Source organism: Streptomyces sp. HSW2009 (assembly GCF_040240285.1).
Taxonomy (GTDB): Bacteria; Actinomycetota; Actinomycetes; order Streptomycetales; family Streptomycetaceae; genus Streptomyces.
In genome coordinates this window covers 1-11,147 of sequence record NZ_JBEHZD010000243.1, presented here as the reverse complement: position 1 = coordinate 11,147, position 11,147 = coordinate 1, and the positions used below count along the sequence as shown (strand labels likewise).

At 72.5% G+C, this 11,147-nt stretch carries 9 protein-coding genes; 2 read left to right on the top strand and 7 right to left on the bottom strand.

Annotated elements, in window-relative coordinates; all coding sequences use genetic code 11:
• Positions 1-1,716, bottom strand: a 1,716-nt coding sequence (locus AAHZ94_RS18755; RefSeq protein WP_349994111.1) for a DUF4118 domain-containing protein, incomplete at its 3' end; no start/stop codon positions are given.
• A 320-nt stretch (positions 1,717-2,036) separates the two neighbouring features.
• Between AAHZ94_RS18755 and AAHZ94_RS18750 the strand changes: the two genes are divergently transcribed.
• Positions 2,037-2,570 (top strand): GNAT family N-acetyltransferase, encoded by a 534-nt coding sequence (locus tag AAHZ94_RS18750; RefSeq protein WP_349994110.1) that lies wholly within the window; start codon positions 2,037-2,039, stop codon positions 2,568-2,570.
• Between the two features lie 97 nt (positions 2,571-2,667).
• Here AAHZ94_RS18750 and AAHZ94_RS18745 read toward each other — a convergent pair whose 3' ends face one another.
• Both AAHZ94_RS18745 and AAHZ94_RS18740 read right to left on the bottom strand, forming a co-directional pair.
• Positions 2,668-3,384 carry an ABC transporter ATP-binding protein gene (locus AAHZ94_RS18745; protein ID WP_349994109.1) on the bottom strand — a complete coding sequence of 239 codons (717 nt, stop codon included), beginning with the start codon at positions 3,382-3,384 and terminating at the stop codon, positions 2,668-2,670.
• Positions 3,385-3,629: 245 nt separating this feature from the next.
• Positions 3,630-4,622 carry a 2-hydroxyacid dehydrogenase gene (locus tag AAHZ94_RS18740; RefSeq protein WP_349994108.1) on the bottom strand — a complete coding sequence of 331 codons (993 nt, stop codon included), beginning with the start codon at positions 4,620-4,622 and terminating at the stop codon, positions 3,630-3,632.
• 395 nt (positions 4,623-5,017) lie between these two features.
• Between AAHZ94_RS18740 and AAHZ94_RS18735 the strand changes: the two genes are divergently transcribed.
• Positions 5,018-6,040 carry an Acg family FMN-binding oxidoreductase gene (locus tag AAHZ94_RS18735; protein WP_349994107.1) on the top strand — a complete coding sequence of 341 codons (1,023 nt, stop codon included), beginning with the start codon at positions 5,018-5,020 and terminating at the stop codon, positions 6,038-6,040.
• A 170-nt stretch (positions 6,041-6,210) separates the two neighbouring features.
• On the opposite strand, the gene kdpC is transcribed toward AAHZ94_RS18735, so the two are convergent.
• Genes kdpC through kdpF form a run of 4 tightly spaced genes read right to left on the bottom strand, consistent with a single transcriptional unit; the run spans position 6,211 to position 10,826 of the window.
• On the bottom strand, positions 6,211-6,873 hold the full coding sequence (gene kdpC, locus AAHZ94_RS18730) for a potassium-transporting ATPase subunit KdpC (RefSeq protein ID WP_349994106.1): 663 nt from the start codon (positions 6,871-6,873) through the stop codon (positions 6,211-6,213).
• 5 nt (positions 6,874-6,878) lie between these two features.
• Positions 6,879-9,005 (bottom strand): potassium-transporting ATPase subunit KdpB, encoded by a 2,127-nt coding sequence (gene kdpB, locus AAHZ94_RS18725; protein ID WP_349994112.1) that lies wholly within the window; start codon positions 9,003-9,005, stop codon positions 6,879-6,881.
• Between the two features lie 38 nt (positions 9,006-9,043).
• A complete protein-coding gene (gene kdpA, locus AAHZ94_RS18720; protein WP_349994105.1) occupies positions 9,044-10,729 on the bottom strand; it encodes a potassium-transporting ATPase subunit KdpA in 1,686 nt (561 codons plus the stop codon).
• Between the two features lie 7 nt (positions 10,730-10,736).
• Positions 10,737-10,826, bottom strand: coding sequence for a K(+)-transporting ATPase subunit F (kdpF, locus tag AAHZ94_RS18715; protein WP_037896654.1), 90 nt, complete (start codon positions 10,824-10,826; stop codon positions 10,737-10,739).
• Positions 10,827-11,147 lie beyond the last annotated feature (321 nt).

Genomic DNA, 11,147 nt, shown 5'->3' with positions numbered 1-11,147 from the left:
GGGGCCCCCCCCGGGCGGGCCGCCCCCCCCGGCCCCCGCGTTGGCGGGGGGGGGCACGGTCCCCGACAGCCCCTGGGGCGCCGTGGCGCTGCCCACGCAGGTCCACGGGCTGGTGTCGCTCTCCCGCTCAAGGAGCGCCACCGACTCCATGCCGAAGGTCTCCCTGACCCGTTCGAGCAGCGCCTCCAGGCTGGTCTCGCCGCGCAGCACGCTGCCGGCGAGGAAGGAGAGGATCTCGGACTCGGCCCGCAGCCTGGCCGCCTGGTGGGTACGGCGGGCCGCCAGGTCCACCACCGAGGCCACCGCCACGGCCACCGCGAAGAAGATCACGATGGCCACGATGTTCTGCGGGTCCTGCACGGTCAGGGTGTGGGTCGGCGGCGTGAAGTAGTAGTTCAGCAGCATCGAGCCGACCGCGGCCGAGGCCAGCGCCGGCAGCAGCCCGCCGAGCAGCGCCGAGACCACGGTCAGGAAGAGGAAGAGCAGCACGTCGTTGGCGAGCCCGGGCCCCTCGTGCAAGGCGGTGAGCAGCAGCGTCAGCAGCGCCGGGCAGCCGACCCCGACCAGCCAGCCGGCGATGATCCGGGTCCGGCCCAGCCGTGCCGCGCGGGCGACCGGCAGGCCGCGCCCCTTGGCCACCTCGTCGTGGGTGACGATGTGCACGTCCAGGTCGGGCCCCGACTCGCGGGCCACGGTGGCGCCGACGCCGGGGCCGAACACGTACTGCCAGGTCTTGCGCCGGCTGGAGCCGAGGACGATCTGGGTGGCGTTGACGCCGCGGGCGAATTCCAGGAGGGCACCGGGGATGTCCTCGCCGACGACGTGGTGGTAGGTGCCGCCGAGGTCTTCGACCAGGGTCCGCTGGACGGCCAGCTCCTTGGGCGATGCGGAGGTGAGCCCGTCGCTGCGGGCGATGTAGACGGCGAGCACCTCGCTGCCCGAGCCCTTGGCCGCCATCCGCGAGGCCCGGCGGATCAGGGTGCGGCCCTCGGGCCCGCCGGTCAGGCCGACCACGATGCGCTCGCGCGCCTGCCAGGTGGAGCGGATGCGGTGCTCGGAGCGGTACTGCTGGAGGTACTCGTCGACCCGGTCCGCGGTCCACAGCAGGGCCAGTTCGCGCAGGGCGGTCAGATTGCCGGGGCGGAAGTAGTTGGACAGGGCCGCGTTGACCTTGTCGGGGGCGTAGATGTTGCCGTGCGCCATGCGGCGGCGCAGCGCCTGGGGCGACATGTCGACCAGTTCGATCTGGTCGGCCCGGCGGACCACCTCGTCGGGCACGGTCTCGCGCTGCCGCACGCCCGTTATCGACTCGACCACGTCGCCCAGCGATTCCAGGTGCTGGATGTTGACGGCGGAGACCACGTCGATGCCGGCCTTGAGCAGCTCTTCGACGTCCTGCCAGCGCTTGGCGTTGCGGGAGCCCGGCACGTTGGTGTGCGCGAGTTCGTCCACCAGCGCGACGGCGGGCCGTCTGGCGAGCACGGCGTCCACGTCCATCTCGGTGAACGTGGTGTCCCGGTAGTCGAGCTCACGACGCGGTACCGCCTCCAAGCCGTGCAGCATCACCTCGGTGCGCGGCCGGCCGTGGTGCTCGACGAAGCCGACCACCAGGTCGGTGCCGCGCTCGACGCGCCGGTGTCCCTCGGAGAGCATCGCGTACGTCTTGCCCACGCCCGGTGCCGCGCCGAGGTAGATCCGAAGCTTGCCGCGTGCCATGTCCCCATTGTCTTTCGTGCTGCGTGTGGTGCCTACGCCGCTGTCGACTCTACGACCACGGAATCGGACAAATGACGTGACCATCGACGGCTGCGGTCGTCTTGACACGGCTCTGACGCCGGACGCGGAGCGGGCCGCGCCGCGCTGCTGGGTGCTGCCGCGCACTCGCCGCGCATCCATCGCGCGTCCGCCGGGCGCCACCGGGGTGCGGCCGAGGGGGAGCCGCCGGGTGCGGGCCGGGGTGCCGCCGGAGTGCGGCCGTCCGCCGGCGGCCGGTAAAGGGGGCGACGGACGGGCCGCGCCCTGCGAGCATCGCCCGTATGACTGAGGTACTCCTCGCCCACACCTCCGGGCTCGACGCGACGGCGCTGGCGGCCGTGCGCACCCTGCTGGACGACGCCTTCGACGGCGACTTCGACGACACCGACTGGGACCACACGCTGGGCGGCATGCACGCCCTGCTGTGGGAGGGGCGCGAGCTGATCGCGCACGGGGCCCTGGTGCAGCGCCGGCTGCTGCACGGCGGGCGGGCGCTGCGCGCGGGTTACGTGGAGGGCGTCGCGGTCCGCGCCGACCGGCGGGGGGTCGGCAAGGGCACGGCCGTGATGTCGGCCCTGACGCCGGTGCTGCGCGGCGGATACGAGGTGGGGGCGCTCTCCGCGGCCGACGGGGCCGACGTCTTCTACCAGCAGCTCGGCTGGCAGCAGTGGCGGGGCCGGACGTCGACGCTCACCCCCGCCGGCGTGCAGCGCACCGCCGAGGACGACGCCAGCACCTTCGTCCTACCGCTGGCCGCCCCGCTGGACCTGACCGGCGAGCTGATCTGCGACTGGCGCGACGGCGACGTGTGGTGAGCCGGGCCCGGCCGGCGGCCGGCCGCCCCACGGGGCGGGGCAGCCGGCCCGACGCGCTCCCCCGCGCGGGCCCCGCCGCGAACGGCGCTCGGGCCTCTCAGGCCGCGGCCTGTTCGCTGTCCTCGATGATGTGGCCGTCGCGCAGTTCCAGGACCCGGTCGGCGAGGCCGAGCAGATTGGGGTCGTGGGTGGCGACCAGGGCGGTGACGCCCTCGCTGCGCACCACCGCGCGCAGCAGCTCCATCACCGCGAAGCCGGTCTCCGCGTCCAACTGGCCGGTCGGCTCGTCGGCGATCAGCAGCGCCGGGCGGTTGGCGAGCGCGCGGGCGATGGCCACCCGCTGCTGCTGCCCGCCGGAGAGCTCGCCCGGCCGCTGCTCCGCGTGGTCGGCGAGGCCCACCAGGGAGAGCAGCAGCGCCACCCGCTCCTCGCGTTCGGCCGCCGGCGCCTTGCGCAGCCGCATCGGCACGCCGACGTTCTCGGCGGCGCTGAGGATCGGGATCAGGCCGAAGGACTGGAAGACGAAGCCGATCCGGTCCCGTCGCAACTGGAGCAGTCCGCTCTCGCCGAGCCCGACGACCTCGGTGTCGTCCACGGTGATCTGGCCGTCGTCCGGCGTGTCCAGGCCGCCGATCAGGTTGAGCAGCGTGGTCTTGCCGGAGCCGGAGCGGCCCTTGAGCGCGACGAGTTCGCCGCGCGGCACGTCGAAGGAGATCCCGCGCAGCGCGTGCACGGCGGACGGCCCGCTGCCGTAGGTCCGCCGCAGGTCCCTGACCCGCACCATGTCCGCCCGCTGTAGCGTCTGCTCGCTCATCGCCTGCCGCTCCCCTCCCGGCCCGGGCCGTCCCCGAACCGATCACACCGACGGCTACGGTACGCGTCCACGGGCCACAGTCCAGCCCTGTGCGCTGCGGAAATGTCTGGATGCGGGTGACCGTGCGTAGCCGTGCCGGTACGTCGGAGAGTGGGGTGCGCCGTGCGGCATCGCTGCGGGTGGGTGGGGGTGTGCCCGGCGGCGGCGCTGCGGGCGGGTTGAGCGGCTTGGCGTCGCCGCTCGCGTCACACGGCCACCAGTACGTTCTCGCTCGCCCGCCCGGCCAGGTAGTCGGCCACGTTGCGCGCGGTGGCCTCGATGATCTGGCCGACCGCGTCCCGGGTGAAGTACGCCTGGTGGGAGGTGACCAGGACGTTGCGGAAGGACATCAGCCGGGCCAGCACGTCGTCGGACATCGCCTCCAGGGAGTGGTCGACGTAGAAGACGCCGGCCTCCTCCTCGTACACGTCGAGCCCCACCCCGTCGAGCCTGCCCCGCTTGAGGGTGGCCACCAGGGCCGCGGTGTCGATGAGCCCGCCGCGGCCGGTGTTGATCAGGACGGCACGGTCCTTCATCCGGGCCAGCGCCGCGGCGTCCACCAGGTGGTGGGTCTCGGGCACCAGCGGGACGTGCAGGCTGATCAGGTCGGACTCGGCGAACAGCCGCTCCTCGTCCACGTACGTCATGCCGAGGGCGCGGCACCGCGGGTTCTCGGCCGCGTCCCAGCCGAGCAGCCGCATCCCGAAGCCGTGCGCGATGGTCGCGAACGCCTCGCCGATCTGGCCGGTGCCCGCCACGCCGGCGGTGCGGCCGTGGAAGTCCCAGCCCATCAGCCCGGTGAGCCGGAAGTCGAACTCCCTGGTACGGCTCACCGCACGCACCGTCCTGCGGTTGACGGCCAGCGCCAGCGCCCACGCGAACTCGGCCACCGCGTGCGGCGAGTAGTGCGCGACCCGGGCCACCGTCAGCCCGAGCTCCCTGGCCCGGCCGAGGTCGATGTTGTTGTAGCCGGTCGACCGCTGGGTGATCAACCGGGTGCCGCCGGCGGCCAGGGCGGTGAGCACGGACGCGTCCAGGACGTCGTTCACGCTGCTGCTGACGATCTCGTACCCCTCGGCGACCGCCACCGTCTCCGGGCTCAGAAACGCTTCGAGGCAGCGCACCCGGTGCTCCCCGCGCAACGCCTCCACCAGCAACGGCCGCTCGTCAGCGAGGACCCCGAAGGCCACGATGTCCATCTCTGTCCCTTCGCCGCGTACGACCGGCCCCGTACGGCCAGACCGCGGACGGGCGGACCTCGCACGGCCGGATCACCTCCGCCCGGACCTCGTACGAGCAACCGCCGCGGTGCGCCCCGCCGCCGACCTGGCAGCGGTTACGGGCACTGACCTCCACCGGGCGCCGAACCAGCCCAGCAACCAACCGGCCAAAGACCGTACGGGCCCTGGGCCAGCCCTTACGGCCGTTCCCAGCCTGGCACAGCGCAGCGCGAGCGGCACCGCGCGGCGCAGGTGGCGCAGCCAGGAGCGCGGCGCCTGCCCAGCCTGCCTATGGTGGAGGGGAGCGCGCTGCGCGGCGTCCTGCGCCGGGGCGCGTCGGGCCACCGGTTCCCCCGTACGGGAGGGGCAGCGCCATGGCAGCGCAGCCACAGGAGCAGCCGCAGGAGTTGTCCGCGCAGTTGGTCGCCGACGTGGTCGCGGACGCCACGACGGCGCCTTCCCTGCACAACGCACAGCCCTGGCGCTTCGCCTACCGCACCGCCGAGCGGACCTTTCGGGTGAGCCGCGACCCGGAGCGGGCCATGCCGCACCTCGACCCCGACGGCCGCGCCCAGCACCTGGGCTGCGGGGCCGCGCTGTGCGTCCTGCGGGTGGCGCTCGCGCACGCCGGCTGGGCCACGGCGACCACGCTGCTGCCCGACCCGGCGCAGCCGCTGCACGTCGCCGACCTGCGGGTGACGGGGGCGGGCGGCGCCGACGGCGCGCTGGCCGCGCTCTACCCGGCCATCCGCCGGCGGCACACCAGCCGCGACCCGTTCACCGCGGACGTGGTGCCGCCCGAGGTGCGGTCGGGCCTGGTCGAGGCCGCCGCGGCGGAGGGCGCCCGGCTGACCTTCCCGGACGCCTGGCACGTGGACGCCCTGTTGGAGCTGGTGCACGACGCGGAGGACCGCACCGCCGGGTACGCGGCGGACCCGCAGGCCCAGCAGGCCGAACAGGAAACCGCCCGCTGGACCCGGGTCGCGGGCGAGCGGGCCGCCGCCGAGGGCGTCCCGCCCTCCGCGTACGGCCCGCGCAAGCACGACGGCCGGGCCCCGGTGCGCGACTTCGCCGCCCACCGGGAGGTGCCGGGCCGGGGCAGCGCCACCTTCGAGGCGGCGCCCCAACTCGCCCTGCTCGGCACGGCAGGGGACACCCCTGCCGACTGGCTGCGGGCCGGCCAGGCGCTCGGCCGGGTCCTGCGGCGGGCCACCGCCGACGGCCTGGCCACCTCGCTGACCTCGCACCCGTTGGAGTGGCCGGACCTGCGCTGGGCCGCCCGCGACCCGCTGTCGGACCTGGGCACGGTGCACATGGTGCTGCGCCTGGGCTACGGGCCACCGGGCCGCGCCACGCCCCGCCGCCCGGTGGCCGAAGTGCTCACCGTCGAACCGTGAGCGAGGCGGCGCGGCCCACCCCGTGAGCGAGGTACCACCGCTCGGACCATGAGCGAAGCGCCACAGCCCGGCCCGCAAGCGAGGTGTCACAGCTCAGTCCCCGGGCGAGGGTCCGCGGCCCGGTCCGTGAACGAGGACCCACAGCTCACTCCGTGGGCAAGGACAGCCGCTCAGTCGCCCCGCTCCCCCGCGGCCAGGTCGCGCACCGCCACGTTCAGCTCCAACACGTTGACGTGCGGCTCGCCCAGGAACCCGGCGATGCGGCCGTCGGTGTGCCGGTCGACCAGCTTCTGCACGGCCGCGCGGGACAGCCCGTTCTCCCTGGCCACCCGGGCCACCTGGATGTCCGCGTAGTCGGGTGAGATGTGCGGGTCAATGCCGGAGCCCGAGGCGGTGAGCGCGTCCACCGGGACCTCGCTCTGCGGCACGCCGTTGAACGCGGCGACGGCGCTCCGGCGGGCGATGACCGTCTCCTTGAGCACCTTGCTGTCCGCCGCGAGGTTGGACGCGCCCGAGACCACGATCGAGTACCGGGTGTTGTAGACGTTCGCCCCCGCAGCCGACGGCCGCGGCTGGAACCACTTCGGGTCCGGCAGCGGATTGCCGTCCTTGTCCTTGGCGTCCTTCAGGTCGAAGTGCTGCCCGATCAGCCGGGAGCCGACGACCTGCCCGTCGTCCTTCACCTCGGACCCGTTGGCCTTGTCGTGGAAGAGGGCCTGCGCGATGCCGGTGACCACCAGCGGATAGATCACCCCACACACCAGGGTCAGCACCAGCAGGGCGCGCAGCCCGGCGGTCGCCACTCGGGCGATGCCGCGTACGGATTGGTTCATGAGAGTCACCCGATGCCAGGGATGAGGGAGAGGAGCAGGTCGATGATCTTGATGCCGATGAACGGGGCGATGAGGCCGCCGAGCCCGTACACGCCGAGGTTGCGGCGGAGCATCCGGTCCGCGCTCATCGGCCGGTAGCGCACGCCGCGCAGGGCGAGCGGCACCAGGGCGATGATGACCAGCGCGTTGAAGATGACCGCGGAGAGGATCGCGGACTCCGGTGAGGCGAGCCGCATGATGTTGAGCGTGTCCAGGCCCTGGTAGCCCGCGACGCCGGCGAACATCGCCGGGATGATCGCGAAGTACTTGGCGACGTCGTTGGCGATGGAGAAGGTGGTCAACGCGCCGCGGGTGATCAGCAGTTGCTTGCCGATCTCCACGATCTCGATGAGCTTGGTGGGGTCGGAGTCCAGGTCCACCATGTTCCCGGCCTCCTTGGCGGCCGAGGTGCCGGTGTTCATGGCCACGCCCACGTCCGCCTGGGCCAGCGCCGGGGCGTCGTTGGTGCCGTCGCCGGTCATCGCGACCAGCTTGCCGCCCGCCTGCTCCCGCTTGATCAGCGCCATCTTGTCCTCGGGCGTGGCCTCGGCGAGGAAGTCGTCCACGCCCGCCTCGTCCGCGATGGCCTTCGCCGTCAGCGGGTTGTCGCCGGTGATCATGACGGTCTTGATGCCCATCCGGCGCAGCTCGTCGAACCGTTCCCGCATGCCCTCCTTGACGACGTCCTTGAGGTGGATGACGCCGAGCACCCGCGGCCCGTCGGTGTCCTCGACGGCGACCAGCAGCGGGGTGCCGCCGGCGGCCGAGATGCCGTCCACCTTCTCCCTGGCGTCGCCGGTGACCGTGCCGCCGCGCTCGCCGACCCAGGCGGTGACCGCCGCGGCGGCGCCCTTGCGGACCATGTGCACCGCGCCGTCCTCGCCGGTCAGGTCCACGCCCGACATCCGGGTCTGCGCCGTGAAGGGGACGAAGACGGCGTGGCCGAGCTCCCCCTCGTGCCGGGCCCGCAACCCGTACCGCTCCTTGGCCAGCACCACGATCGAGCGGCCCTCGGGCGTCTCGTCGGCCAGCGAGGAGAGCTGCGCCGCGTCCGCGAGTTCGGTCTCGCCCACCCCTGCCACCGGGACGAACTCCGCCGCCTGCCGGTTGCCCAGGGTGATGGTGCCGGTCTTGTCGAGCAGCAGCGTGGACACGTCGCCCGCGGCCTCCACCGCCCGCCCCGACATGGCGAGCACGTTGCGCTGCACCAGCCGGTCCATGCCGGCGATGCCGATCGCCGAGAGCAGCGCCCCGATGGTGGTCGGGATGAGGCAGACCAGCAGCGCGGTCAGCACGACCATGTCCTGCTTGGCTCCCGCGTACGCGGCGAACGGTTGCAGCGTGACGACGGCCAGCAGGAAGACGATGGTGAGCGAGGCGAGCAGGATGTTCAGCGCGATCTCGTTCGGCGTCTTCTGCCGGGCCGCGCCCTCCACCAGGTTGATCATCCGGTCGATGAAGGTCTCACCGGGCTTGGTGGTGATCTTGATGACGATGCGGTCGGAGAGGACCTTCGTACCGCCGGTCACGGCCGAGCGGTCGCCGCCCGACTCGCGGATGACCGGGGCGGACTCGCCGGTGATGGCGGACTCGTCGACCGATGCCACGCCCTCGACGACGTCTCCGTCGCCGGGGATGATCTCGCCCGCCTCGCAGACCACCCGGTCCCCGATGCGCAGGTCGGTGCCCGGCACCCGCTCCTCGCCGCCGCGGGCCACCAGCCGGCGTGCGATGGTGTCGGTCTTGGCCTTGCGCAACGTGTCGGCCTGCGCCTTGCCGCGCCCCTCGGCGACCGCCTCGGCCAGGTTGGCGAAGAGCACGGTCAGCCACAGCCAGCCGGCGATGGCCCAGCCGAACCAGTCGCCCGGGTCGATGACCGCCAGCACGGTGGTGACCACCGAGCCGATCTCGACCACGCACATGACGGGCGCCTTGACCTGCACCCGCGGGTCGAGCTTGCGGACCGCGTCGGGCAGCGAGCGCAGCAGTTGCGCGGGGTCGAACAGCCCGCTGCCGACCCGACCTGTGCCGGCCGCCGTCGGCTGCTGCGCGGGCCCGCCGTCCGGCGGGCGGGTGGCGGTTGAGGTGGACATGGGGTCCTCGGGTATCTCGGTGGTGGTTCCTACGCGGGTCATGCCAGCCCCTCCGCCATCGGTCCCAGGGCCAGTGCCGGGAAGAAGGTGAGCCCAGTGATGATCAAGATCGCCCCGACCAGGAGTCCGGCGAACAGCGGCTGCTCGGTACGGAGCGTGCCCGCCGTCTTGGGTACGGGCTGCTGCTCGGCCAGCGAGCCGGCCAGCGCCAGCACGAAGACCATCGGCAGGAAGCGGCCGAGCAGCATGGCCAGGCCGATCGTGGTGTTGTACCACTGCGTGTTGGCGTTCAGGCCGGCGAAGGCCGAGCCGTTGTTGTTGGCGCCCGAGGTGAAGGCGTACAACACCTCGGAGAAGCCGTGCGCACCGCTGCCGTGTACGGAGCCGTCGGCGCCGTTGAGGATCGAGTCCGGTGGCGTGGACAGGCCCATGGACAGCGCGGTGAAGCCGAGGACGAGGGTCGGGGTGATCAGGATGTAGCAGGCGGCGAACTTGATCTCGCGGGTGCCGATCTTCTTGCCCAGGTACTCCGGGGTCCGGCCGACCATCAGGCCCGCGATGAACACCGCGATCACGGCCATCACCAACATGCCGTACAGGCCCGAGCCCACGCCGCCGGGCGCGATCTCGCCGAGCATCATGCCGAGCAGGTCCAGGCCGCCGCCGAAGGCGGTGTTGGAGGAGTGGAAGGAGTTGACGGCGCCGGTGGAGGTGAGGGTGGTGCTCACCGAGAAGAGCGCGGAGCCGCCGATGCCGAACCTGGTCTCCTTGCCCTCCATGGCCCCGCCGGCCTCCTGGAGCGCGGCGCCGCCGTGGTGGAACTCGGTCCACATCATCAGGGCGACGAAGCCGAGCCAGATCAGGCCCATCGTGCCGAGGATCGCGTACCCCTGGCGCACGCTGCCGACCAGCACGCCGAAGGTACGGGTCAGCGAGAACGGGATGACCAGGATCAGGAAGATCTCGAACAGGTTGGACAGGCCGTTGGGGTTCTCGAAGGGGTGCGCGGAGTTGGCGTTGAAGTAGCCGCCGCCGTTGGTGCCGAGCTCCTTGATCACCTCCTGCGAGGCGACCGCGCCGCCGTTCATCTGCTGCGAGCCGCCGTCGAACAGGCCGACCTGGTGGATGCCGGCGAAGTTCTGGAGGGTCCCGCAGGCCACCAGCACCACGGCGCCGATCACCGCCATCGGGATCAGGATGCGGATCAGACCGCGTACCAGGTCGGCCCAGAAGTTGCCGAGTTCGCCGGTACGTGACCTGGCGAAGCCCCGTACCAGCGCGATGGCCACGGCCATGCCGACGGCCGCCGACACGAAGTTCTGCACCGCGAGCCCACCGGTCTGCACCAGGTGCCCCATGGACTGCTCGCCCGAGTAGGACTGCCAGTTGGTGTTGGCCACGAAGGAGGCGGCGGTGTTGAACGACTGGTGCGGGGAGATGGAGGTGAAGCCGAGGGAGAGCGGCAGCCCGGCCTGGACGCGCTGGAGCAGGTAGAGGAAGAGGACGCCGGCCAGCGAGAAGGCGAGCACGGAGCGCAGGTAGGCGGGCCAGCGCATGGCGGCCGACGGGTTGGCGCCGATGCAGCGGTAGATCCACCGCTCCACCCGCAGGTGTCTGCTGGAGCCGTAGACGGCGGCCATGTAGTCACCCAGCGGCCGGTACACCAGGGCCAGCGCCCCGACCAGGGCGAGGACCTGGAGTATCCCTGCGAGGACAGGACTCATGACGAGCTCAGAACCTCTCCGGGAAGACGAGGGCGAGGACCAGGTAGCCCAGCAGGGCGACGGCCACGATCAGTCCGACGACGTTCTCGGCGGTCATAGCTTCGTCACCCCCTTGGCGACGAGTGCCACCACGGCGAAGACCGCGATCGTGGCGACGACGAAGGCCAGGTCGGCCATCGTGAGCTCCTAGAGGGTTCGGAAGCTGTTCGGACCTCTTGAGCAAACCCCGCTCCGCGCACTCTGAGCGCTCCGTTGACGGCTCCTATACGGCCATGTACGCCCTATTGACGGCTTTCCTACGGCGACGGCTGCGACCTGCACAAAAGCGGGGGGGGGGGGGGGGGCCCGCCGCCGGCGGGGGTGGCTGGGGCCGGGGCATCGGCCTCCGGCCGGGAGGTGGCCGGGTTCGGGGTGGCCG

Coding starts and splice junctions, on each gene's coding strand:
- kdpF (WP_037896654.1), bottom strand. CDS start 10,826: ATGACCGCCGAGAACGTCGTCGGACTGATCGTGGCCGTCGCCCTGCTG.
- AAHZ94_RS18740 (WP_349994108.1), bottom strand. CDS start 4,622: ATGGACATCGTGGCCTTCGGGGTCCTCGCTGACGAGCGGCCGTTGCTG.
- AAHZ94_RS18735 (WP_349994107.1), top strand. CDS start 5,018: ATGGCAGCGCAGCCACAGGAGCAGCCGCAGGAGTTGTCCGCGCAGTTG.
- kdpB (WP_349994112.1), bottom strand. CDS start 9,005: ATGTCCACCTCAACCGCCACCCGCCCGCCGGACGGCGGGCCCGCGCAG.
- AAHZ94_RS18745 (WP_349994109.1), bottom strand. CDS start 3,384: ATGAGCGAGCAGACGCTACAGCGGGCGGACATGGTGCGGGTCAGGGAC.
- AAHZ94_RS18750 (WP_349994110.1), top strand. CDS start 2,037: ATGACTGAGGTACTCCTCGCCCACACCTCCGGGCTCGACGCGACGGCG.
- kdpA (WP_349994105.1), bottom strand. CDS start 10,729: ATGAGTCCTGTCCTCGCAGGGATACTCCAGGTCCTCGCCCTGGTCGGG.
- kdpC (WP_349994106.1), bottom strand. CDS start 6,873: ATGAACCAATCCGTACGCGGCATCGCCCGAGTGGCGACCGCCGGGCTG.